The organism is Thermobispora bispora DSM 43833 (assembly GCF_000092645.1).
GTDB classification, from domain to species: Bacteria; Actinomycetota; Actinomycetes; order Streptosporangiales; family Streptosporangiaceae; genus Thermobispora; species Thermobispora bispora.
In genome coordinates this window covers 1,157,770-1,181,094 of the sequence record NC_014165.1, presented here as the reverse complement: position 1 = coordinate 1,181,094, position 23,325 = coordinate 1,157,770, and the positions used below count along the sequence as shown (strand labels likewise).

The 23,325-nt window shown below is 70.5% G+C and carries 15 protein-coding genes, 2 rRNA genes and 1 pseudogene; 8 read left to right on the top strand and 10 right to left on the bottom strand.

The genetic code is table 11. The features are described 5' to 3' along the window. Positions 1-268: 268 nt before the first annotated feature. Positions 269-1,429: a flavodoxin-dependent (E)-4-hydroxy-3-methylbut-2-enyl-diphosphate synthase gene (gene ispG / locus TBIS_RS05215; protein ID WP_013131296.1), complete on the bottom strand. Its 1,161-nt coding sequence runs from the start codon at positions 1,427-1,429 to the stop codon at positions 269-271. Between the two features lie 410 nt (positions 1,430-1,839). On the opposite strand from ispG, the gene TBIS_RS05210 reads away from it, so the two are divergent. Beyond that, complete coding sequence (locus TBIS_RS05210) at positions 1,840-2,889, top strand: lytic polysaccharide monooxygenase (protein ID WP_242384313.1); 1,050 nt, start codon at positions 1,840-1,842, stop codon at positions 2,887-2,889. 279 nt (positions 2,890-3,168) lie between these two features. Here TBIS_RS05210 and dxr read toward each other — a convergent pair whose 3' ends face one another. Then, a complete protein-coding gene (gene dxr, locus TBIS_RS05205; protein ID WP_041431977.1) occupies positions 3,169-4,371 on the bottom strand; it encodes a 1-deoxy-D-xylulose-5-phosphate reductoisomerase in 1,203 nt (400 codons plus the stop codon). A gap of 177 nt (positions 4,372-4,548) precedes the next feature. On the opposite strand from dxr, the gene TBIS_RS05200 reads away from it, so the two are divergent. Beyond that, positions 4,549-5,514: a trypsin-like serine peptidase gene (locus TBIS_RS05200; RefSeq protein ID WP_013131293.1), complete on the top strand. Its 966-nt coding sequence runs from the start codon at positions 4,549-4,551 to the stop codon at positions 5,512-5,514. Positions 5,515-5,602: 88 nt separating this feature from the next. Here TBIS_RS05200 and TBIS_RS05195 read toward each other — a convergent pair whose 3' ends face one another. Further along, complete coding sequence (locus TBIS_RS05195) at positions 5,603-7,048, bottom strand: aldehyde dehydrogenase family protein (protein WP_013131292.1); 1,446 nt, start codon at positions 7,046-7,048, stop codon at positions 5,603-5,605. Between the two features lie 213 nt (positions 7,049-7,261). On the opposite strand from TBIS_RS05195, the gene TBIS_RS05190 reads away from it, so the two are divergent. Further along, positions 7,262-7,891 carry a TetR/AcrR family transcriptional regulator gene (locus TBIS_RS05190; RefSeq protein ID WP_013131291.1) on the top strand — a complete coding sequence of 210 codons (630 nt, stop codon included), beginning with the start codon at positions 7,262-7,264 and terminating at the stop codon, positions 7,889-7,891. Between the two features lie 10 nt (positions 7,892-7,901). On the opposite strand, the gene TBIS_RS05185 is transcribed toward TBIS_RS05190, so the two are convergent. Continuing rightward, positions 7,902-9,383, bottom strand: coding sequence for a PucR family transcriptional regulator (locus TBIS_RS05185; protein WP_041431224.1), 1,482 nt, complete (start codon positions 9,381-9,383; stop codon positions 7,902-7,904). A 102-nt stretch (positions 9,384-9,485) separates the two neighbouring features. Here TBIS_RS05185 and gabT point away from each other — a divergent pair, with 102 nt between their 5' ends. Both gabT and TBIS_RS05175 read left to right on the top strand, forming a co-directional pair. Beyond that, positions 9,486-10,847, top strand: a complete 1,362-nt coding sequence (gene gabT / locus TBIS_RS05180; protein WP_013131289.1) for a 4-aminobutyrate--2-oxoglutarate transaminase — start codon at positions 9,486-9,488, stop codon at positions 10,845-10,847. A 170-nt stretch (positions 10,848-11,017) separates the two neighbouring features. Then, on the top strand, positions 11,018-11,260 hold the full coding sequence (locus TBIS_RS05175; protein ID WP_013131288.1) for a hypothetical protein: 243 nt from the start codon (positions 11,018-11,020) through the stop codon (positions 11,258-11,260). Positions 11,261-11,311: 51 nt separating this feature from the next. Here TBIS_RS05175 and TBIS_RS05170 read toward each other — a convergent pair whose 3' ends face one another. The 3 genes and pseudogenes from TBIS_RS05170 to TBIS_RS05160 all read right to left on the bottom strand — a co-directional run bounded on the left by TBIS_RS05170 (position 11,312) and on the right by TBIS_RS05160 (position 15,355). Further along, entirely contained in the window at positions 11,312-12,505 is a 1,194-nt protein-coding gene (locus TBIS_RS05170) for an extracellular solute-binding protein (RefSeq protein WP_148231459.1), read from the bottom strand. A gap of 75 nt (positions 12,506-12,580) precedes the next feature. After that, positions 12,581-14,073, bottom strand: a pseudogene (locus TBIS_RS05165) (CoA-acylating methylmalonate-semialdehyde dehydrogenase). Continuing rightward, positions 14,060-15,355 carry an aspartate aminotransferase family protein gene (locus tag TBIS_RS05160; RefSeq protein ID WP_013131286.1) on the bottom strand — a complete coding sequence of 432 codons (1,296 nt, stop codon included), beginning with the start codon at positions 15,353-15,355 and terminating at the stop codon, positions 14,060-14,062. Before TBIS_RS05160 ends, TBIS_RS05165 begins: the two are co-directional and overlap by 14 nt. Positions 15,356-15,850: 495 nt before the next feature. Between TBIS_RS05160 and TBIS_RS05155 the strand changes: the two genes are divergently transcribed. Then, complete coding sequence (locus TBIS_RS05155; protein WP_013131285.1) at positions 15,851-17,461, top strand: PucR family transcriptional regulator; 1,611 nt, start codon at positions 15,851-15,853, stop codon at positions 17,459-17,461. A gap of 620 nt (positions 17,462-18,081) precedes the next feature. Continuing rightward, positions 18,082-18,357: a hypothetical protein gene (locus TBIS_RS05150; RefSeq protein WP_013131284.1), complete on the top strand. Its 276-nt coding sequence runs from the start codon at positions 18,082-18,084 to the stop codon at positions 18,355-18,357. A 66-nt stretch (positions 18,358-18,423) separates the two neighbouring features. On the opposite strand, the gene TBIS_RS05145 is transcribed toward TBIS_RS05150, so the two are convergent. After that, positions 18,424-19,317 (bottom strand): phenylalanine 4-monooxygenase, encoded by an 894-nt coding sequence (locus tag TBIS_RS05145; RefSeq protein ID WP_013131283.1) that lies wholly within the window; start codon positions 19,315-19,317, stop codon positions 18,424-18,426. Positions 19,318-19,446: 129 nt separating this feature from the next. On the opposite strand from TBIS_RS05145, the gene TBIS_RS05140 reads away from it, so the two are divergent. Beyond that, entirely contained in the window at positions 19,447-19,923 is a 477-nt protein-coding gene (locus tag TBIS_RS05140; protein ID WP_013131282.1) for an Lrp/AsnC family transcriptional regulator, read from the top strand. A 74-nt stretch (positions 19,924-19,997) separates the two neighbouring features. On the opposite strand, the gene rrf is transcribed toward TBIS_RS05140, so the two are convergent. Beyond that, positions 19,998-20,114 (bottom strand): 5S ribosomal RNA (gene rrf, locus TBIS_RS05135). 126 nt (positions 20,115-20,240) lie between these two features. After that, a 23S ribosomal RNA gene (locus TBIS_RS05130) occupies positions 20,241-23,281 on the bottom strand. Positions 23,282-23,325: the final 44 nt, after the last annotated feature.

Here is a 23,325-nt window from a genome sequence, read left to right as displayed (position 1 = left end):
GCGCGCGGACGGCCACCGGCCGGTCCGCGCGATTCCTGCCAGTGTGTAATCAAGCCATTGCGCTGTGTCGCACGCCGGAGGCGAACGCCGCCCGGTGGGGCGCTCCGGCCCGTCCGGACGTGGAGACGGCTCGGCCGCCGTGGATGGAGACCGCCGGGCCGATTGGGAACGCGGGCCGGTCAGCGGGGCGTGGTGACGGACGAGTCACCGGGGTGCGGTCACGGCATGCCGGAGCGCACCCGCGCCCACCGGTACGGCCGGCCCCGGTCTAGCGGACGACCACCTGCGGGCCGGTGCCCTCGCCGCTCTCCGGGTCCACGCCCATCTCCTCGGCGAGGCGGAGCGCCTCCTCGATCAGCGTCTCGACGATCTGCGACTCCGGCACGGTCTTGATGACCTTGCCCTTGACGAAGATCTGGCCCTTGCCGTTGCCGGAGGCCACGCCGAGGTCGGCCTCGCGCGCCTCGCCCGGCCCGTTCACCACGCAGCCCATCACGGCGACCCGCAGCGGCATCTTCAGGCCGGACAGGCCCGCCTGCACCTGCTCGGCGAGGGTGTACACGTCGACCTGGGCGCGCCCGCACGACGGGCAGGAGACGATCTCCAGGCCGCGCTCCCGGAGCCCGAGCGCCTCCAGGATCTGGGTGCCGACCTTCACCTCTTCCACGGGCGGCGCGGAGAGCGAGACGCGGATCGTGTCGCCGATCCCCTCGGCGAGCAGCGCGCCGAACGCCACCGCGGACTTGATCGTGCCCTGGAAGGCGGGCCCCGCCTCGGTGACGCCCAGGTGCAGCGGGTAGTCGCACCGCTCGGCGAGCAGCCGGTACGCCTGGATCATCACCACCGGGTCGTGGTGCTTCACCGAGATCTTGATGTCCCGGAAGCCGTGCTCCTCGAAGAGCGAGCACTCCCACAGCGCCGACTCGACCAGGGCCTCGGGGGTGGCCTTGCCGTACTTCTTGAGGAACCGCGGGTCGAGCGAGCCGGCGTTGACGCCGATGCGGATGGGGACCCCCGCGTCCGAGGCGGCCTTCGCGATCTCGGCCACCTTGTCGTCGAACTTCTTGATGTTGCCGGGGTTCACCCGCACGCCGGCGCAGCCGGCGTCGATCGCGGCGAACACGTACTTCGGCTGGAAGTGGATGTCGGCGATCACCGGGATCGGGGACCGTTTCGCGATCTCCGGCAGCGCGTCCGCGTCGTCCTGGGAGGGCACGGCGACGCGCACGATCTGGCATCCGGCCGCGGTGAGCTCGGCGATCTGCTGGAGTGTGGCGTTGACGTCCGCCGTGACCGTGGTGGTCATCGACTGGACCGATATCGGCGCGTCACCGCCGACCGGAACCGAGCCGACCATGATCTGCCGGGACACCCGCCGCTTGGCGATCGGCTTGGTCCGGACTGTGGGAATCCCGAGATCAACAGACATATCAGCACCTTGTGGTATCGGCGATGCCGTGGAGGCGTTCCCAGTCTAGGCAGTGCCCCGCGGCGGCTCGCCGCGCCGCCGGCGACCGTACGGCTGCGCCGCAATGAAGCTTTCATGAAAATTCGTTGACTTTATCCGCATTTACCTGGGCAAACGCCGGAGCCCGCCCTCCGGTCGCCCCGCCTCCCTGGGCCGGGCCCGCCGGCCGGTCTACAGTCCGAACCGCGTGAGCGCTCGCGCATCCCGACAGACGGTCACCGGCTGCCCTCTGGCCGACGTGTCCGGCGTCGCCCGTGCCGCACCACCCATACGGCAGCCATGACCAGCGAAAGGGTTAAGCCGTGGGAAGACTTCGTAGAAGCACGTCGAAAACGACAGTCAGCATCTCAGCCGCGGCGCTCGCGGCCCTCGTGGCCAGTGTCCTGCCGTCGTCCCCGGCGGCGGCGCACGGCGCGATGATGATGCCCGGCAGCCGCACCTACCTGTGCTGGAAGGACGGCCTCACCCCGCAGGGCAACATCGTGCCGAACAACCCCGCCTGCGCGGCCGCGGTGGCCCAGAGCGGCACCAACGCCCTGTACAACTGGTTCGCCGTGCTCCGCTCGGACGGCGCCGGGCGGACGCGCGGGTACATCCCCGACGGCAAGCTGTGCAGCGCGGACGCCAAGGTCTATGACTTCAGCGGTTTCGACCTGGCCCGGGACGACTGGCCCGTCACCCACCTGACGGCGGGCGCCACCATCCAGATCCGGTACAACATGTGGGCCCACCACCCGGGCACCTTCCGCCTGTACGTCACCAAGGACTCCTGGGACCCGAACCGCCCGCTCAGCTGGGACGACCTGGAGCCCACGCCGTTCAGCGAGGTCACCGACCCGCCGAGCGTCGGCTCGCCGGGCAACGAGGACGCCTACTACTACTGGAACGCCAAGCTGCCCGAGAACAAGTCGGGGCGGCACATCATCTACTCGATCTGGCAGCGGTCCGACAGCCAGGAGACCTTCTACAACTGCTCTGACGTCGTGTTCGACGGCGGCAACGGCGAGGTGACCGGCATCGGCCCCGGCTCCGGCGGCCCGACCAACCCGCCGAGCAGCCCGCCGGTCTCGCCGCCCGTCTCCCCGCCGGTCTCTCCGCCGGTCTCCCCGCCGCCGTCGGAGCGTCAGTGCACGGCGACCTACCGGGTCGTCAACTCCTGGAGCGGCGGCTTCCAGGGTGAGGTCACCGTCCACAACTCGGGCCACACGGCGCTGTCCGGCTGGAGCGTGAGCTGGCAGCCGGCGAGCGGCCAGTCCATCACCCAGGTCTGGAACGGCCGGCTCAGCCAGTCGAACGGCACCGTCACGGTGAAGAACGAGAGCTGGAACGGCAACGTGGAGGCGCACGGGTCCACCACGTTCGGCTTCATCGCGAACGGGCCGAGCGACGAGGCTCCGTCGGTGTCCTGCGAGGCCTCCTGATCCGAGGCGGAGGCTGCCCATCCGGCCCTGACCGGCCCGCCCGGTCATACCGGCCGGTGATGTGATCCGGGGCGGCGGGCTTTCCCGCCGTCCCGGATTTCCCTTTCCGCCCGCTTTCCGGAACAGCAGGCCGGCCCTCCCGCACGCCCGGCCGGCGTTCCGTGAACGGCCGGTCGCCTGCGCCCGGCCGGTTTCCCGTGCTCGGCCTGGTCTTCCGTACCCGATCGGCCCGCTTTCCGCGCTCGGCCGCCCTTCCGCCGCCCTACCGGGACCTCGCGCTCAGCCGGCCAGCTCGGCCGCCCGCTCCCGCGCCCAGGCGTCGGCGGCGAGCACCTCCTCCACCGAATCGGCCGGGCCCACGGTGTGCTCGGCCACCACCTTGCCGACCGTGTCGACGATGCCGAGGAACGGCAGCCTGCCCTTGAGGAAGGCCTCGACGCACACCTCGTTCGCCGCGTTGTAGACGGCCGGGGCCGTGCCGCCGAGCTCGCCGACGTGCCGGGCGAGCGCGACGGCCGGGAACGTCTCGTCGTCGAGCGGCTCGAACGTCCAGGTGTGCGCCCGGGTCCAGTCGACGGCCGGCGCCGCGCCGGGGACGCGCTCGGGGAAGCCCAGGGCGAGGGAGATCGGCAGCCGCATGTCCGGCGGGCTCGCCTGGGCGATGGTGGAGCCGTCGACGAACTCGACCATCGAGTGGATCACCGACTGCGGGTGGATCATCACCTCGATGCGGTCGAAGCCGATGTCGAAGAGCAGGTGCGCCTCGATCACCTCGAGGCCCTTGTTGACCAGGGTGGCCGAGTTGACGGTGATCACCGGGCCCATGTTCCACGTCGGGTGATTGAGCGCCATCTCCGGCGTCACGTCCTCGAGCTCGGCCCTGGTCCTCCCCCGGAACGGCCCGCCGCTCGCCGTGATCACCAGCCGGCGCACGGCGCGCGGGTCCGCGCCCGAGGGCCCGGCCGCCCAGAGGCACTGGGCGAGCGCGGAGTGCTCCGAGTCGACGGGGATCAGCCGTCCCGGCCCGGCGAGGCGCTTCACCAGCGGGCCGCCGATGATCAAGGACTCCTTGTTCGCGAGCGCCAGCGTCCGCCCGGCCTCGAGCGCGGCGATCGTGGAGGTGAGCCCGAGCGCGCCGGTGATGCCGTTGAGCACGACGTCGCACGGGTGGGCGGCGAGCTCGGCGACGCCCTCCATGCCGGCGAGGATCTTCGGCCGCGCGCCCCGCGCGGCGAGCGCCTCCCGCAGCGCCGGGACCGCCCCCGGGTCCGCGACGGCGACCGCGGCCACCCCGAACTCGGCGGCCTGGCGCGCCAGCAGCTCGACCCGCCCGCCGCCAGCGGCGAGCGCGACCACGCGGAACCGGTCGGGGGCGCGTGCGATGACGTCGAGGGCCTGGGTGCCGATGGAGCCGGTCGATCCCAGCACGACGATCGAGCGGGGCTCGGCGCGGGACTCCGCCGGCGGGCTGGTTTCGGACAGCACGCTCCCATTCTCCCCGATGCGCACCGCGCGTCGTCCTCGTCCCGGAAGGGGGCGGGAGGACGGGCCGGCGGCCTGCGGCGGCCCGCCGGCCGCGGACTGGATCACCACGCACCCACCAGGGGATTCACGAAAAGTAGCAGCATGATCACTTCTCGTGGTCCACACTTCGGTGCCATGAGCCTCCCCCTGCTGATCGCCGCAGCGCTCGCCGCCGGGGCCGTCGCCGGGCCGCACGCCGAGCTCCTCCCGGTGGCCGACGCCGTCGAACACCTCGCCGCCCCCATCGCCGGCGCGCACTGGACGCCGGAGCGGATGGAGCGGGCGATCCCGATCGACCTGCCCGGCGCCGGCGAGACCGCCGACCGGGTGCGCTCGCTCGCCGCCACCGTCCTGCCCCCGGCGGCGGCCCGCCGCCTCCCGCTCGCCAGGGAGCGGCGCGCCGCCGTACGGTCGACCACGAGCGGGTCCGTGTGGGAGGCGGGCGGGCTGGTGCGGAAGACCACCGGACGCGTCTTCCTCACCATGAACGGCGTCGACTTCGCCTGCTCGGCGAGCGCCGTGCGCAGCGCGAACCGGTCCGTGGTGGTCACCGCCGGCCACTGCGTCAAGAACGGAACCGGCGCCTGGGCGGAGAACTGGGTCTTCGTCCCCGGGTACCAGCCCGGCCGGCGCCCGTACGGCACCTACACGGCGCGGCGCATGTTCGTGCCCCGGCAGTGGGCCCGCGACGGGAACGACGACTACGACGTCGGCATGGTCGTGGTGAACGACGGCCCGGGCGGCCGTCGTCTCGGGGATGTGGTCGGCGGGCAGGAGATCGGCTTCAACGCCCGGCGCGGGCAGCAGACCTACGGCTTCGGCTTCCCCGCCGATCCGCCGTACAGCGGCGAGCGGCTGCTCTACTGCGCGGGCGTGCCCCACGACGACCCGCACGGCCAGACCCGCGGCCAGGGGCTGCGGTGCGAGCTCACCGCCGGGGCGAGCGGCGGGCCGTGGCTGACCTCGTTCGATCCGGCGACCGGGCGCGGGGTGCTCACCTCGGTGAGCAGCTTCAAGTACAGCACCGACCACCGCACGATGTACGGCCCGTACTTCGGCCCGGCGATCAAGAACCTGTTCCTGAAGGCCGAGCGCGCCTGACCCGGGCGTCCCGGCCGGCGGGTGGACGGCCCCGCCGGCCGGGACGTGACGGCACCCTGGCCACTGGGCGGACCTCGATTCGTGAGGCTCAGAGCGTGAGGCCGGTGAGGATCATGACCTTCTCGTAGGTCAGGTCGTGCATCGCGGAGCGCAGGCCCTCGCGGCCGACACCGGACTGCTTGACCCCGCCGTACGGCATCTGGTCGGCGCGGTAGGACGGCACGTCGCCGATGACGACCCCGCCGACCTCCAGCTCCCGGTTCGCCCGGAACGCGATGTCGAGGTTGCGGGTGAACACGCCGGCCTGCAGGCCGTACTTGGAGTCGTTCACCGCGGCGAAGGCCTCGTCGACGGAGGCGACCCGCTGCACGATCATGACCGGGCCGAACACCTCCTCGCAGGCCACCTTCGCGTCCCGCGGCACGTCGGTGAGCACGGTGGGCGCGAAGGTCGTCCCCTCGCGGGTGCCCCCGGTGAGCACGCGGGCCCCGGCGGCGACGGCCTCCTTCACCCACTGCTCCACCCGCTCCGCCGCGGCCTCGCTGATCAGCGGGCCGACCTGGGTCCGCTCGTCGGCCGGGTCACCGGTGACCAGCGCCTCGACCGCGGCGATGAGCTTCTCGGTGAAGACGTCGGCGACCGGCTCCTCGACGATCACCCGCTGCACGGCGATGCAGCTCTGGCCGGCCTGGTAGTTGGAGAACAGGGCGATCCGCTGGGCCGCCCAGTCGAGGTCGGCGTCGGCGAGCACCACCGCGGCCGCGTTGCCGCCGAGCTCGAGGGTGACGTGCTTGCGCGGCACCCGGTCCATGATCGAGTAGCCGACCGGGCCGGAGCCGGTGAAGGAGATCACCGGAAGCCGCGGGTCGTCGACGAGCTGCCCGGCCTGCTCGTTCGGGACCGGGAGGACGGAGAAGATCCCCTCGGGCAGGTCGGTCTCCGCGAGGATCTCCCCGAGCGCGAGCGCGGAGAGCGGGGTGGCCGGGGCGGGCTTCACGATGACCGGGGCGCCGACGGCGATCGCCGGGGCGACCTTGTGCACGACCAGGTTGAGCGGGAAGTTGAACGGCGTGATCGCCAGCACCGGCCCGTGCGGCACCCGGGTGATGTAGGCGAGCCGCCCCTGCGCGGCCGGGTCGGTGTCGAGCCGCATCACCTCGCCGCTGAACCGGCGCGCCTCCTCCGCGGCGAAGCGGGTCGTGGAGATCGCGCGGTTGACCTCACCACGCGCCCAGAAGATAGGCTTTCCGTTCTCGGCACTGATCAGCCGGGCGAACTCCTCGGCGCGCTCCGCCAGCCGGCGGGCGACGTGGGCGAGCGCCTCGGCGCGCACGTGGATCGGCAGCGCCGCCGCCTTGTGGCGTACGGCGTGGGCCGCGGCCACGGCCTGCTCGACCTGCTCCGGCGTCGGAACCGAGTGCACCCCCACGACGCGGCCGTCGTACGGGTTGGTCACGGTCTGCTGGGCGCTCCCGGTCGCGGGACGGCCGGCGAGCCAGAAGGGACGAGGTTCAGGTGTGGGGCTGGCGTCCATGCCTCCCACGCTACGCCACCGGCCGGCGCGGCCAATCTACTCCGCTCAGCACAATATTGGGCGCAAGCACGCCACTATGTATAAATATGGTTATGTCACGGCTGCGCGGCGGTTTCAGCACGATTTCCGTTTAGTCGGTTTGAACACGCGCAGCGGGGTTAGGCCTAACTGGGTCCGCCCAGGGACCCCCAACGTGAGAAGGGCTCGTCGCTGATGGGTTCGCCGACGCCGCTCGGACTGCAGGGCGCCTACACGCGCGGCCATCGGAACACCTACGACGAATTCCGTACCCGCCTCATGGACGTCGCCACCCGGCTGCTCACCGAGGCGGGGCCGGAGAGCCTGACCGTGCGCCGGATCGCCGCCGAGGCCGGCTGCTCGACCCAGGTCATCTACACGATGTTCGGCAGCAAGGAGGGCCTCGCCGAGGCCCTTTACCTTGAGGGGTTCGAGCACATCCGCCGCCGCCTCGAAGCCCTGCCGAAGCGGGGCGACCCGCTGGAGCGGCTCACCGCCCTCGCCGCCGCGTACCGGGAGGCCGCCCTCGCCGAGCCCGGCTACTACAGCCTGATGTTCGAGCGGGCCATCCCCGGGTTCACGCCGAGCGAGCGGGCCCGCACCCTCGCCCGGGCCGCGCTCAACATCGCCGACCGGATCATCGCGGACTGCATCGCGGCCGGCTACCTGACGCCCACCCAGCCGCGGAAGATCGCCGACGCGTTATGGGCGGCGGCGCAGGGCGCGCTCAGTCTGGAACGTGCCGGGCACCTGCCGGACGGCAAGACCTATGAGACCGTGACCACCGCGGTGATCCGCCACTTCATGGTGAAGGAGCGGGACTGAGCCCACGGGCTCACACGTTCAGCGCGATCCACAGCTCGGCCCGGGCCCCGGGGTCGTCCAGGTCGCGGCCGAGCAGCTCGCTCACCCGCTTCATCCGGTACCGCAGCGTGTGCCGGTGGATCCCGAGCCGGTGGGCGGCCGCGTCCCAGTGCCCGTTGCACGCCAGGTAGGCGCGGAGCGACTCCACCAGGTCGGTGCGGCGGCCGTACTCCCGCAAGGGGGCGAGGATGGCGGCGGCGAACGAGGCGGCGGCCGCCGGATCGAGCAGGGAGAGCAGCCCCTGCCCGGCCAGATCGGCGAACCGCGCCACCGGCGAGGCGGCGGCGAGCGCCCGTTTCGCCTGGTCGACGGCGGTGGGCAGGTCGGCCCCCTCGGCGCTGAGCCCGACCCGGCCGTGCCGGGCCGCGATCGCGGCGATGTCGTCGGCCGCGGAAGCCGGCGCGATGGCCAGGAGCATCCCCTCCCACGGCGCGGTGAAGCAGGGCAGGGCCTCGGCGAGCTCCTCCAGCTCCGCCGCCCCGGCCTTCTCGTCCCCCGCGGCGCAGGCGAGCACGATGTACGGCGGGTCCGGGAGCCGCTCCCCCAGCGCGGCGAGCACCTCCCCGGCCGCCTCGGTCTCCCCGGTGAGCAGCAGCCGGAGCGCCGCGGACCGGACCCGGGCGGCCGCGGTCCGCTGCTCGCGCCCCTGCTCCAGGGTGAGGGTGAGCAGGGACCCGGCGGCGTTGACGATCGTGTGCCCGTTCGGGGTGAAGGGCCGCTCCGAGCCGACGGCGAGGAACCCCTTCCGGCCGAGCGGATGGACGATGACGTGCTCGTCGGGGGTGGAGAGCGCGAGGCTCGCGGGTGACTGGGCCCGGCGGAACCGGGCGAGCTCCGGCTCGAGCGACCGGGCGGCGCGCTCGACGCGCTCACTGCACCGGCCGTCCGCCCTCCCGGCCGCGGGCGCCGAGGCGTCGGCCGCGCGCCGTACCGCGCCGGCCTGGTCGAACAGGATCACCCAGCCGTCGACCTCCTTGGCGAGCCGGTCCACGACGGCCGCGGTGCCGTCCCGCTGCAGGGCCGCCCGGGTGAGCCGGCCCTGCGCCGCGAAGGCCCGGCTGAGCTCCTCGTACTGCTCGGCGGCGAGCAGCTCGCTGACCGCCTTGCCGATCGCGATGAACGGGGTCTCCCGCGGCACCTCGACGAGGGGCAGCCCGGCCGCCTCGGCCGCGTCGATGAACTCCCGGGGCACCCGGTCGTGGGTGAGGCCCACGCCGAACCCGAACCCGGCCACGCCACGGGCGACGAGCCGGTCGATGTACGGCCCGGCGTCCGCGCCGGACAGGCGCATCCCGGTGGTGAGGACGAGCTCGCCGCCCTCCAGGAAGGGGGTGGGGTCCTCCAGCTCGCTCACGGCGACCCAGCGGACCGGCCGGTCGAGGTGCCGCCGCCCGGCGAGGACGGTCAGGTGGAGCGGTGCGATCGCCACCACCCGGCGTAGCGTGGGCGCCACGTCCCTCCCCCGGCTGTCTTTCGCCACCTTGGCAAAATGTCCGTCTTCATTGTGCCACGATGACACATCCGCAAGGGAAATGCCTGGCCATAGCGTCGTGGCATGAGCACTGCCACCACTGAGGGCGGCCCGCTGCTTCCCCAGGAGCGCCGCCTCGTCACCGAGATCCCCGGTCCCAAGTCGCGGGAGCTTTTCGCCCGGCGGCAGGCGGCCGTGCCGCCCGGCGTCGGCACGATCCTCCCCGTGTTCGTGGAGCGCGCCGGCGGCGGCGTGCTGGTCGACGTCGACGGCAACTCGCTCATCGACTTCGCCTCCGGCATCGCCGTGACCAGCGTCGGGAACGCCGCGCCGCGGGTGGTCGAGCGGGTGCGGGAGCAGGTCGGCCGGTTCACCCACACCTGCTTCATGGTCACCCCGTACGAGTCGTACGTCGCGGTCTGCGAGAGGCTCAACCAGCTCACCCCCGGCGACCACGAGAAGCGCAGCATCCTGGTGAACTCCGGCGCCGAGGCGGTGGAGAACGCGATCAAGATCGCCCGGCACGCCACCGGGCGGCAGGCGGTCGTCGTCTTCGACCACGCCTACCACGGCCGGACGCTGCTGACGATGACCCTGACCGCCAAGAACGTGCCGTACAAGCACCGGTTCGGCCCGTTCGCGCCGGAGGTGTACCGGGCGCCGCTCGCCTACCCGTTCCGCTGGCCCACCGGCCCGGAGCGGTGCGCCGAGGAGGCGGCCGCGCAGACGATCGACATGATCGACAAGCAGATCGGCGCGGAGAACGTGGCCGCCGTGATCATCGAGCCGATCGCGGGTGAGGGCGGCTTCATCGTTCCTGCGCGCGGCTTCCTCCCGCGGATCGCCGAGTTCTGCCGGGAGAACGGCATCGTCTTCATCGCCGACGAGGTCCAGACGGGCTTCGCCCGGACCGGCCACATGTTCGCCTGCGAGGACGAGGGCATCGTCCCCGACATCATCACCACGGCGAAGGCCATCGCGGGTGGTCTGCCGCTCGCCGCGGTCACCGGCCGGGCCGAGCTCATGGACTCCGTCCACCCGAGCGGCCTGGGCGGCACCTACGGCGGCAACCCGCTCGCCTGCGAGGCCGCGCTCGCCGTGTTCGAGACCATCGAGCAGGAGAAGCTGGTGGAGCGCGCCCGCCACATCGGCGAGGTCATGCTCCCCCGGCTCCACGCGCTCAAGGAGAAGTACCGCATCGTCGGCGACGTCCGCGGCCGCGGCGCGATGACCGCGATCGAGCTCGTCGTGCCGGGCACCAAGGACCCGCTGCCGGCCGCCGACGTGGCGAAGCGGTGCCACGCCGAGGGCCTGGTCGCGCTCACCGCCGGCACCTACGGCAACGTGCTCCGGTTCCTGCCGCCGCTGGTCATCCCGGACCACCTGCTCGAGGAAGGGCTCTCGATCCTCGAGAAGGCCATCGCCGAGCACGACAAGACCGTTTAAACCGTTTAAGCGGCAACAAAAAGGGACATCTGGCTTGATGCCGGATGTCCCTTTTGTCATTAACGATCCCTACTATGCCGTGATTTAAGCATTCCTTGGGGCCTCGAGCGTCGATCACCTACCGTGACCGCGTTATAACGGTTCCGGTACGCGATCGAGGGGAGACCGCGATGGTCTGGAACCCGAACGAGGCCGGGATGCTCCTGTTCGACCCGGCGGGCCTGACGGTGACACAGCGGGACGGCGACGCGTGCGTCGTATGCCACAAGAAGTGGCCTCGCCCCCGCGTCAAGGTGGGCAGGCTTCCCGACAACGCCCCGGTCCACGCCTGCGACGACTGCGCCGAGGCCCTGCTGCCCCTGCCCGAGGGGCAGGTCCCCCTGCCCCGGCGCCACCGGGCCGCGATGCCCTGATCGGTACGGCGCGCCGCCGGGGTGGCCCTACCCGCGGCCTGCCGGGCCCGGTCAGCGGGGCAGCTCCGCCCAGCGCTCGGCCCACTGCGCGTAACCGGGCGGCCGGACCGCGAAGAGCACGCCGTCGAACGCCCCGGGCTCACCCACCCGGTAGATCTCGCAGATCCGCTGGGTCCGGCCGGTGCACCCCTCGGGGTTGACCGGGGCGAGCCCGTTCCATGCCGCGGCCTTGCGCTGCACCTCGGCGGAGAGGGTCCAGCTCAGCCACTGGTACGCGCAGGACGGGTGCGCGGCCGCCGCCGACACCAGCCACGCGTCCGCCCACCCGGTCACCGGGCGGGCGGGCACCGCGGCGATCGGCCTGCCCCCGCGCCGGAGCACGTCGCGGTGGTACGGCGTGCCGAGCGCGAGCCGCGCCGTGCCCGAGGCGAACCCCTCGACCACCTCGATGGGGTCGCGCCAGAGCGCCTGCGCCCCGGAGCGGAACAGGGAGACCGCCCGCTCGAGCTGCTCCGGGGTGAGGTCGTACGGGTCGTCGATCTTCTCGCCCCGCTCCCGGAGCGCGAGCGCCGCCTCCGCGATCGACATCGGGCTGTCCTTGATCAGCGCGGGCGCGGCGCCGCTGAACAGCGCCGACCTGCCGGCCGGGTTCGCCCGGACCGGGTCGTAGAGCACCTCGGTGATCCCCCACAGGAACGGCACGCCGTACACCCGGTCGCCCTGGCGCACCGCGGGCAGGGTGCGCAGCCGCTTGGGGATCTCGCCGTACCCGTCGATCAGGCCGGTGTTGAGCGGCGCGACCTTGCCCTCGGCGATCAGCCGGCCGGAGACCTGCGGCGGGGCGGCGATCACGTCGAACGAGCCCGGGTCGAATCCGCCCGGCTCCTCGCTCCGCTCCGGGTCATAGGAGCGCAGGGTGACCTTGCACCCGGTGGACTTCTCGAACCCGCTGATCCAGTTGACCTTGGGGTCGGTGCCGCCCCACTCCGCGTACCCGCCGGGCGCGAGCACGCTGACCTCCCCCTCGCCCGGGCCGATCGAGGCGAGCGGGGATCGGGCCGGGCCCGGTGCCGGCGCGGACGGCGGGGACGGCGTCGCGGAGCTCGCGGCCGGGGCCGCCCGTGAGCCGGCGCGCGTCTCGCCGGCCCCCGGCCCACCGGTCGCACCGCAGGCGGCGGCGAGCAACCCGGCCACCGCGACGGCGACGCCGAGGCGCATGCTGCCCACCCGGAGCACTCCCCTCATGAACGCGGACGCCACGAGCCTACCGGGGGGCGGAACCCCGCGGAGGCCCGTGGCGGCACGCGCATCACCGGAAGGTCACGAGTTCGTGGGGAAGCCCAGGTTCACCCCGCCGTGGGAGGGGTCGAGCCAGCGCGAGGTCACGACCTTGCCCCGGGTGTAGAAGTGGACGCCCTCGGTGCCGTGCACGTGGGTGTCGCCGAACAGCGAGGCCTTCCAGCCGCCGAAGCTGTAGAACGCCATCGGCACCGGGATCGGCACGTTGATGCCGACCTGCCGACCTCCACCTCGTTCTGGAAGCGCCGGGCCGCGCCGCCGTCGTTGGTGAAGATCGCGGTGCCGTTGCCGTACTCGCCGGAGTTGATGATCCGGATGCCCTCCTCGTACGACCGCACCCGCACGATCGACAGCACCGGGCCGAAGATCTCCTCGCGGTGCACCCGGGAGCCCGGGGTGACGTGGTCGATCACCGTCGGGCCGAGCCAGAAGCCGTTCCCCCGGCCGCCGCGGACCGGCGTGGTCCGGCCGTCCACGACGATCTTGGCGCCCTCGTCCACCGCGATGTCGAGGTAGGAGGCGACCTTGTCGCGGTGGGCCGCGGTGACCAGCGGGCCCATCTGCGAGGCCGGGTCGTCCCCGGGGCCGACGACGATCCGGCGGGTCCGCTCGACGATCTTCTCCACCAGGGCGTCCCCGATGGGGTCGACGGCGAGCACGACCGAGATCGCCATGCACCGCTCGCCCGCCGAGCCGAACCCGGCCGAGACCGCCGAGTCGGCGGCGAGGTCGAGGTCGGCGTCGGGGAGCACGAGCATGTGGTTCTTCGCGCCGCCGAGCGCCTGGACCCGCTTGCCGTGGGCGGTCGCCTTCTCATACACGTACCGGGCGATCGGGGTGGAGCCGACGAACGAGACGGCCCGCACGTCCGGGTGCTCGAGCAGCCGGTCCACCGCGACCTTGTCCCCCTGCACGACGTTGAACACGCCGTCGGGCAGCCCGGCCTGCCGCCAGAGCTCCGCGAGGAAGATCGACGCGGAGGGGTCCTTCTCCGACGGCTTGAGCACGAAGGTGTTCCCGCAGGCGATCGCGATGGGGAACATCCACATCGGCACCATGGCCGGGAAGTTGAACGGGGTGATCCCGGCGACCACGCCGAGCGGCTGCCGGATCGAGTACGAGTCGACCCTGGTCGACACGTTCTCGGAGAAGCCGCCCTTGAGGAGGTGGGGGATGCCGCAGGCGAACTCCACCACCTCCAGGCCGCGGGCCACCTCGCCCATCGCGTCGGAGTGCACCTTGCCGTGCTCCGAGCTGATCAGGGCGGCGAGCTCGTCCCGGTGCTTGTCGACCAGCTCCCGGAAGGCGAAGAGGATCTTGCTCCGCTTCACCAGGGAGGTGTCCCGCCACGCGGGGAAGGCGCGCTTGGCCGCCTCGACCGCGGCGTCGACCTCGGCCACGGTCGCGAAGGCCACCTGCCCGGTGACCTCGCCGGTGGCCGGGTTGTAGATCTCCCCGGTACGGCCCTCGCCGCGGACCTCGGCCCCGTCGATCCAGTGGCTAACGTGCTTCATCGTTGATGGCCTCCAGCGCGGCGACGATGATGCCCAGGCCCTCCCGGGCCTCTTCCTCGCTGAGGGTGAGCGGCGGGGCCATCCGCACCGTGTGGCCGTAGAGGCCGCCCTTGCCGACGAGCAGCCCGCGCTTCTTGGTCTCCTCCATGAACCGGGCGGCCAGCGGCGGCGAGGGCTCGCGGGTGGCCGGGTCGACCAGGTCGATCGCGAACATCAGGCCCTTGCCGCGGACGTCGCCGACGATCGGCAGCCGCCGCGCCGCCTCCCGCAGGCCGGGGATGATGATGTCGCCCATCCGGGCCGCGTTCGCCTGCAGGTCGTGGTCGAGCACGTAGTCGAGGGTGGCGTTCGCCGCGGTCATCGCGATCGGGTTGCCGCCGAAGGTGGACAGGCCGATGGCGTGCGGGGCGTCCATCAGGTCGCCGCGGGCCACCACCCCGCCCACGGCGAAGCCGTTCCCGATCCCCTTGGCGAAGGTGATCATGTCCGGCGTGACGCCGTGGTTCTGGATCCCGAAGAACGCCGACCCGGTACGGCCCCAGCCGGTCTGGACCTCGTCGGAGATGAAGAGGATGCCCTCCTCGTCGAGGACCTCCTTGTACGCGGCGAACAGGCCGTCGGGCGCCATGGTGAAGCCGCCCACGCCCTGGATCGGCTCGGCGATCAGCGCGGCCACCTTGCCGGCCGCCACGGTGGCGAGCACGTGGCGCAGGTCCGCCACGCAGGCCGCGATGTACTCCTCGTCCGACATCCCGCGGAACTGGGGGAGGTGCCGGTCGGCGCCGTGCAGGAAGTGCACGTTCAGCGGGGAGAGCGAGTTGTTCTTCCAGGCCCGGTTGGAGGTGACGCTGATGGCGCCGAACGACCGGCCGTGGTAGCTCTGCCGCATGGCGAGCACCTGGTCGGTGCCCCGGGCGTAGGTGGCGAGCAGCAGCGCGGTCTCGTTGGCCTCCGTGCCGGAGTTGGTGAAGAAGACCTTGGCGTTCGGAATGCCGGACAGCCGGGCGATCTTCTCGGCGAGCTCGACCTGGCCGCGGATGAGGTACAGCGTCGAGGTGTGCACCACACCCGTGGCGAGCTGCCGCTCAACGGCCTCCTTCACCTCGGGTATGTCGTACCCGATCATGTTGGTGAGGATTCCGGCGAAGAAGTCGAGGTAGCTCTTGCCCGTCGAGTCGACGACACGGCATCCCTTACCGCTGACGATCTCGATGGGCTCGTCGTAGTACAGGGTCATCCATTTCGGCATGACCGCGCGATGGCGTGCAAGCAGGTCCGGCATGCTCCGAGTATCGCGGCGGGCGAGGGCCGCGCCTAACCCGCAACATGTCGGGGATCTTTGAAAATCCTTGACACTCCGGAAACCCCGCCCGGCGCGCCCGCGGACGGGCGCCGGCACCGGCGACCAGGCAACTCGCCACCTGTCCCCTATTCGGCGGAATGTCCGGTACGACTTCTCGACGGAGTGTCCGGTACGGCCGGCGCGCGCCGGGCCGGTCCCGGCCGTGCCGTACCCGAGCCTGCGGAGGGCCGGTCCCGCGCGCCGGGCCCGGTGCCGTTCCAGCGGGCGCTCCCGGAGCGGGCGTAGTCCCCCGCGCGCGGGCCGGTCCGCCCCCGCGAAGAGAAGGGCCGCGAAGTCCTCCACGCGCGGGCCGGAGTGCCCATGCGACCGCTCATACGGCGGGCCGCCGAGCCGCCCTCCGGGCGGGCCCGATGCCGTCCACCATGTCAGGGAGCGGCTTTACATGCTTACAACCTGATCAGGTAGCCTCGGTGCATGCTTCCCACCGTCGCCGACGTGCTCGCTCTCGATGCGGTCCGCCGGGGGGATCCTCGCGTCGTCGCCGGCGCCGACCGGCTGGACACCAGAGTGCGCTGGGTTCACGTGGGCGAGATCTACGACATCGCGCAGCTGCTGCGCGGTGGCGAACTCGTGCTCACCACGGGCGTCGCGCTGCCCGACGACCCGGCGAAGCTGGTCCAGTACGTCGCGGACTTGGCCGCCGTCGGCGCCGCCGGGCTCATCGTGGAGCTGGGACGCAGGTTCGTGCGGGAGCTGCCGCCGGCCATCGTCGAGGCGGCCGAGGAGCACGGGCTCCCTTTGATCACCCTCTCCAGGGAGACCCCGTTCGTCCAGATCACCGAGTCGGTCCACGAACGGATCATCGACATCCAGCTCGAGGAGCTGCGCGCCTCCAAACAGCTCCACGACGTCTTCACCGAGCTCTCCGTCGAAGGCGCCTCCCCGGCGGAGGTGCTCGCCCAGGTGGCCCGCTTCTCCGGGCGGCCCGTCCTGCTGGAGAACCTCGCCCACCAGGTGCTCGCCTGCGACCCCGCCGGCCAGGAGACCGAGGCGCTCCTCGCCAACTGGGAGACCCGGTCCCGGGCGGTCTCCCCGGGTGAACGGACCGCCTACGACGCGGCCTCGGGGTGGCTCGTCACCATGGTGGGCGCGCGGGGACAGGATTGGGGCCGGCTGATCCTCTTCTGTGAGGGCCCGCCGAGCCCGCGGGACATCGTGCTCGCCGAACGGGCGGCCACCACCCTCGCCCTCAGCCGGCTGCTCGAACGGCACCAGGAGTCACTGGAACGGCAGGCGCACGGGACGGTCCTCTCCGGCATCCTCAGCCACGCCTACTCCGACCCGGACGAGGCCGCCGCCCGCGCGCGGGCGCTCGGGGTTCCCCTCACCGGGCGCAGGCTGCTCAGCGCGGTGATCCGGCCGATCACCTCGGGCGGGACCGCGCTCGGCGAGCAGGCCCGGCTCGGCGAGCTGGCCGAGGCCGCGGCCGCCGCGTGCCGTGAGGGCAAGCTGCCCGCCCTCGTCGGCACACTCGATCAGAACCGGGTCGGCATGCTCATCCCGCTCCCGCCCCGCGCCTCCGCCGAGAACGTGCTCGGCACGCTCTCCGAGCGGCTCCGCGCCGTGCTCCCCGCCTCGTTCGTGCTCGCCGCCGGCTCCGTGGTCGAGTCGCTCAAGGACGTACGGCGCAGCTTCCTCGAGGCCGAGCAGGTCGCCGAGGTGGCGGTGCGCCAGCCCGACGGACGACCGTACTACCGCCTGCCCGACCTGCGGCTGCGCGGCCTGCTCCACCTGCTCCGGGACGACGCGCGGCTGCAGACGTTCGCCGAGCGGGAGCTCGGCCCGCTGCTCGCGTACGACGCGCAGCGGAACGGCGACCTCACCAAGATCCTCCGCATCTACCTGGACTCCGGGCGGAACAAGGCGGTCGCCGCGCAGCGGGCGCACCTGTCCCGCCCCGCGTTCTACGACCGGTTACGCCGGCTGGAGCGGATCCTCGGGACCGATCTGGACGACGTGGAGTCGTGCCTCTCCCTGCACGTCGCCCTGCTCGCGCTGGAGACGTTCCGGAACGAGCGCGGCTGAGCGAGGGAAACCCCGCGGGCGGCCGCGCCGCCCTTCGGCCGGGCGCCGTCCCGCGGGGAGCCGAGCCGGGCGGGCCCGCCCGGCGAGCCGGCGGGGCCTGCGCGCGGCCGCGGTGCCGGCCGGTGAGTCCTCGGGCTGCGTGAGGCCCTCACCTCGCCACGGTGCCGGTGGAACCCCAGGCCGGGGCTCGCTCGGCCTGGGCGGGCCGTGCTCAGGCCCGCGCTCGCGCGCTCCGGATGAGGCGGGCTGACGCTCTCCGGGGAGGCGGGCCAGGGCTCCGCATGTGAGGTGATGGGGCTCTGCAGGGGTGAGCCGGGGCGGTGCCTTCAGGCGAGCGGGGACCGGGCTCTTCAAGGTGAGCGGGGGCGGTGCCTTCAGGCGAGCGAGGCGGGGCTGTTTCAGGTCAGCCGGGACACGGCTCCGCAGGTGAGGCGGGACGGCGGGTTCGCGAGAACTCGGTCCGCGCACGGGCGGACCGTTTCAGGACGCTTTGCGCACCCTGTCGGTCCAACCACGGCATACCCGAAGGTAGAACTGCCTCCCCGGGTGGAAGAAACCTGCCACTTGGCTACGTTCCGTGCACTCGCGCGCACGGTGCGAATCGTGCTTGTCTTCACTCTGTGCAGACGACGAGAGAACCGCAGATAAGCCCGGCCGAGGTGGTGCGCGCGCTCGCCGCGCGCTTCCCCGCGTGGACCATCTGGTGGGGCGAGGCGACGAGGCGCTACTGGGGGATGCGCCGCCGCCGGGACGGCGCGCTCATCTACATCGAGGCGAATTCGGCGCAGGAGTTCGTCCAGCGGGCCCGCCAGACCGACGCATGGCTGCGGTCCCATGCGGCGGACCGTCCGGAGACGAGGCGTGATCGCCGGAGCCCGGGGCCGCGCACCGCCTGACGCGGTGGCCGGCTCCGCCCGCACCTCCCGCAGCGGACGGCCCGCCGCAACGGGTCTCCAAGGGCGCTACCGCCCGTCCGCCTCCCGGACGAGCCGGGCGATCGAGTCATCGTCGCAGGTCGCCCAGAACGTGCCCACCACGTCCTCGAGCTGGTCGAGCGAGGCGGCCTCGTAGAGCACCTCCTGGTACTTGGTGATGTCGTAGGTGGTCGTGCCCATCGCGGCGATGTCGAGCGGCCGGATGTCCATCTTCTGGAACTCCTCGATCTCGCCGTAGGAGCTGAGGATGCCCGCGCCGTACGCCTTCGTCTCGCCGTCCTCCCGCATCACGCCGAACTCGAGCGTGAACCAGAAGACCTTGGAGACGAACTCGAGGGCGTCCTCCGTCTCCACCCGGCGTGCCGCCTGGCCGGCGAGACGGTACAGCTCGGCGAGCCGGGGCGAGGCCAGGGTGTTGGCGTGGCCGATGACCTCGTGGATGATGTCCGGCTCCGGCGTGTAGAACGGCACGGTGTGGTGCCGCACGTACTGGGTGGAGTGGAACACGCCGTCCGCCAGGGAGCCGTAGAACTGCCGCAGCGGCACCAGCCCGGCCGCCGGCACGTACCGGAACCCGGTGATCGGCTCGAGCAGCTCGGTGACCTCGGAAAGCTGCGGCACGTGGTCCTTCGGCAGGGCGAGCCGCTCGGCCGCCTCGAGGAACTCGCGGATCGCGTACCGGCGGTGCTTCACCGCGAGCTCCTTGGACACGAGCGCCCAGACCCGGTGTTCCTCGTCCGTGTACTCCACGGTGGGGAGCGGGTCGCCAGGGCGGTAGGCGAGGGCGAGGGCGGCGATCTCATTGCGCCGCCGACGGTAGGTCTCGTCCGCGAACCCGGGGTGGCTCTTGGCCAGCTCGACGACGACGGACCCGTCGTCCTTCGTCGCGACCGGGGCGAAGTACTGGGCCTCCTCGAACATGGTCGATATCACAACAAGTAGTGGATTCGCTGACAAGAGTGACCAGTTTGTGTGCACAGAACGCTCAACTTCGCGGCGATCTGCGGGCGAAGACTGGTCGATTCGACCAGCCGGACCTACCCTCGCCCTATGCTCGACGCCCTGGACGCCCGCCTGCTGATCACGATGCGCGCCCACCCCCGGATCGGGCTGACCGAGCTGGCCCGGCTGCTCGGTGTCGCCCGGGGGACCGTCCAATCCCGGCTGGAGAAGCTGACCGCGCGCGGGGTGATCCGTGACTTCGGCCCGACGATCGACCCCGAGGCGATCGGGTACCCGATCCTCGCGTTCGTCTCCCTGCAGATCGCCCAGGGCCGGCTGCCCGAGGCGGTGGAGGCGCTGAACGAGATCCCTCAGATCCTCGAGGTGTACGGCACCAGCGGCCACGCCGACCTGCTCTGCCGGGTGGTGGCGCAGAGCACGCCCCACCTGCAGGAGATCATCTCCCGGATCCTCTCCTCGCCGGCCGTGCACCGGACCGACACCATGATCGCGCTCTCCACACAGATACCCGCTCGGGTCGACCCGCTGCTCCGGGCGGCCGCGGTGGACCCACGCCGCAGATGACCGGAGCGGGAGACACGAAAAAGCGGGAGGCCGCTCCCATCGGGTGGGAACGGCCTCCCGCTTGTGAAGATGACGCCCGGCAGCGACCTACTCTCCCACACCCTCCCGGGTGCAGTACCATCGGCGCTGGAAGGCTTAACTTCCGGGTTCGGAATGTGACCGGGTGTTTCCCTTCCGCTATGGCCACCGTGGCGAAACCTATTTTACCGTATCCGCGGAGCTCGGAATTCACCTGCTCGACGCGGGATAGCGGCAAGCCTTCAGGTGAGGACGGCGTTTCCGGCCGCTTGAGAACCCCATAGTGGGTGCGTGCATGTGAAGTCAAGCCTCTCGGCTTATTAGTACCGGTCGGCTCCACACGTTACCGCGCTTCCACCACCGGCCTATCAACCCAGTCATCTACTGGGAGCCTTACCCGGTTCACCCGGAGGGAGACCTCATCTCGGGGCGGGCTTCCCGCTTAGATGCTTTCAGCGGTTATCCCAACCGAACGTAGCCAACCAGCCGTGCACCTGGCGGCACAACTGGCACACCAGAGGTTCGTCCGTTCCGGTCCTCTCGTACTAGGAACAGCCCCCCTCAAGTCTCCTACGCGCGCAGCGGATAGGGACCGAACTGTCTCGCGACGTTCTAAACCCAGCTCGCGTACCGCTTTAATGGGCGAACAGCCCAACCCTTGGGACCTACTCCAGCCCCAGGATGCGACGAGCCGACATCGAGGTGCCAAACCATCCCGTCGATATGGACTCTTGGGGATGATCAGCCTGTTATCCCCGGGGTACCTTTTAGCCGTTGAGCGACGGCGCTTCCACTCGCCACCGCCGGATCACTAGGCCCTGCTTTCGCATCTGCTCGACCCGTCGGTCTCACAGTTAAGCCCCCTTGTGCCCTTACACTCAACGCCTGATTTCCAACCAGGCTGAGGGGACCTTTGGGCGCCTCCGTTACCCTTTAGGAGGCAACCGCCCCAGTCAAACTACCCACCAGGCACTGTCCCCGATCCCGATAAGGGACCCGGGTTAGACGTCCGAAACAGCCAGAGTGGTATTTCAACGGCGACTCCACGGACACTGGCGTGCCCGCTTCACAGTCTCCCACCTATCCTACACAAGCCATTCCAAACGCCAATGCCAAGCTGCAGTGAAGGTCCCGGGGTCTTTCCGTCCTGCTGCGCGTAACGAGCATCTTTACTCGTAGTGCAATTTCGCCGGGTCCGCGGTTGAGACAGTGCCCAGACCGTTACGCCATTCGTGCAGGTCGGAACTTACCCGACAAGGAATTTCGCTACCTTAGGATGGTTATAGTTACCACCGCCGTTTACCGGCGCTTAGGTTCCGAGCTTCGCAACCCCGAAAGGCCGCTAACCCGTCCCCTTAACGTTCCGGCACCGGGCAGGCGTCAGTCCGTATACTTCGTCTTACGACTTCGCACGGACCTGTGTTTTTAGTAAACAGTCGCCTGGGCCTATTCTCTGCGGCCCCCACCAGCTTCGGCAGCACGTGCCTACACCAGCAGAGGCCCCCCTTCTCCCGAAGTTACGGGGGCAATTTGCCTAGTTCCTTAACCGCGGTTCGCCCGAACGCCTCGGTATTCTCTACCTGACCACCAGAGTCGGTTTAGGGTACGGGCCGCCATAGCGCTCGCTAGAGGCTTTTCTCGGCAGTAGAGGATCACCCACTTCGCCACAATCGGCTCGGCATCGCATCTCGGGCTTAACACGGGGCGGATTTGCCTACCCCGCACCCTACATGCTTACCCCAGGACAACCACCGCCTGGGATGGGCTACCTTCCTGCGTCCCCCCATCGCTTACCTGCCACCGAAGCGGCAGAACGCGCCACGGCGGGTACGGGAATATCAACCCGTTGCCCATCGACTACGCCTATCGGCCTCGCCTTAGGTCCCGACTTACCCTGGGCGGATCAACCTGCCCCAGGAACCCTTGGTCATCCGGCGCAGAAGTTTCTCACTTCTGAAACGCTACTCATGCCTGCATTCTCACTCGCACGGCGTCCACGGCTGGGTCACCCCGCCGCTTCACCCGCCGCACGACGCTCCCCTACCCGTCCCCCGCACACGCGGAAGACGCCACGGCTTCGGCGGTGTGCTTGAGCCCCGCTACATTGTCGGCGCAAAACCACTAGACCAGTGAGCTATTACGCACTCCTTAGAGGATGGCTGCTTCTAAGCCAACCTCCTGGCTGTCACAGCGGCTTCACATCCTTTCCCACTCAGCACACGCTTCGGGGCCTTAGCCGGTGATCTGGGCTGTTTCCCTCTCGACCACGAAGCTTATCCCCCGCGGTCTCACTGCCACGCTCACACTTACCGGCATTCGGAGTTTGGCTGACCTCAGTAACCTGTGAGGGCCCATCGGCCAACCAGTGCTCTACCTCCGGCAAGGACCACGTGACGCTGCACCTAAATGCATTTCGGGGAGAACCAGCTATCACCGAGTTCGATTGGCTTTTCACCGCTACCCGCAGGTCATCCCCCAGGTTTGCAACCCTGGTGGGTTCGGGCCTCCACCCAGTCTTACCTGAGCTTCACCCTGCCCACGGGTAGATCACCCGGCTTCGGGTCTGACGCACGCGACTCAACGCCCTATTCAGACTCGCTTTCGCTACGGCTCCCCCACACGGGTTAACCTCGCCACGCACGTCAACTCGCAGGCTCATTCTTCAAAAGGCACGCGGTCACATCACGACAACACCCAAAGGGCGCTGCCAAGCTCCCACGGCTTGTAGGCACACGGTTTCAGGTACTATTTCACAACCCCTCACCGGGGCGCTTTTCACCTTTCCCTCACGGTACTCGTCCACTATCGGTCACCAGGGAGTATTTAGGCTTACCAGGTGGTCCTGGCAGATTCGCACAGGATTCCTCGGGCCCCGTGCTACTCGGGAACACCCCCAGGCAGTCGGCAAGATTTCGCCTACCCGGCTCTCACGGTCTACGGCCGCCCATTCCAGAGCGTTCGGCTATCCCACCGATTTCTCACTGCCCGCAGCCCCGGCAGAGACTGCAAAGGAGCGTCCCACAACCCCGGTAACGCAACGCCTGCCGGCTTTAACACGCCACCGGTTTAGCCTCTTCCCCTTTCGCTCACCACTACTCAGGGAATCGCGATTGCTTTCTCTTCCTGCGGGTACTGAGATGTTTCACTTCCCCGCGTTCCCACCAACCGTCCTATGCGTTCAGACGGCGGCGACCCGACACAACTCGGGCCAGGTTCCCCCATTCGGAAATCCCCGGATCAACGCCTGGTAGCCGGCTCCCCGAGGCTTATCGCAGGCTCCCACGTCCTTCATCGGCTCCTGGTGCCAAGGCATCCACCGTGTGCCCTTAGTAACTTGACTACACGATGCTCGCACCCACTATGCAGTTCTCAAGCTTCATCCGG

What these genes read in the sequence shown, in the direction of transcription:
- TBIS_RS05160 (WP_013131286.1), bottom strand. Translation starts at nt 15,355, where the DNA reads ATGCCGGACCTGCTTGCACGCCATCGCGCGGTCATGCCGAAATGGATG.
- TBIS_RS05140 (WP_013131282.1), top strand. Translation starts at nt 19,447, where the DNA reads ATGCTCGACGCCCTGGACGCCCGCCTGCTGATCACGATGCGCGCCCAC.
- TBIS_RS05190 (WP_013131291.1), top strand. Translation starts at nt 7,262, where the DNA reads ATGGGTTCGCCGACGCCGCTCGGACTGCAGGGCGCCTACACGCGCGGC.
- ispG (WP_013131296.1), bottom strand. Translation starts at nt 1,429, where the DNA reads ATGTCTGTTGATCTCGGGATTCCCACAGTCCGGACCAAGCCGATCGCC.
- gabT (WP_013131289.1), top strand. Translation starts at nt 9,486, where the DNA reads ATGAGCACTGCCACCACTGAGGGCGGCCCGCTGCTTCCCCAGGAGCGC.
- TBIS_RS05195 (WP_013131292.1), bottom strand. Translation starts at nt 7,048, where the DNA reads ATGGACGCCAGCCCCACACCTGAACCTCGTCCCTTCTGGCTCGCCGGC.
- TBIS_RS05155 (WP_013131285.1), top strand. Translation starts at nt 15,851, where the DNA reads ATGCTTCCCACCGTCGCCGACGTGCTCGCTCTCGATGCGGTCCGCCGG.
- TBIS_RS05170 (WP_148231459.1), bottom strand. Translation starts at nt 12,505, where the DNA reads ATGAGGGGAGTGCTCCGGGTGGGCAGCATGCGCCTCGGCGTCGCCGTC.
- TBIS_RS05175 (WP_013131288.1), top strand. Translation starts at nt 11,018, where the DNA reads ATGGTCTGGAACCCGAACGAGGCCGGGATGCTCCTGTTCGACCCGGCG.
- TBIS_RS05200 (WP_013131293.1), top strand. Translation starts at nt 4,549, where the DNA reads ATGAGCCTCCCCCTGCTGATCGCCGCAGCGCTCGCCGCCGGGGCCGTC.
- TBIS_RS05145 (WP_013131283.1), bottom strand. Translation starts at nt 19,317, where the DNA reads ATGTTCGAGGAGGCCCAGTACTTCGCCCCGGTCGCGACGAAGGACGAC.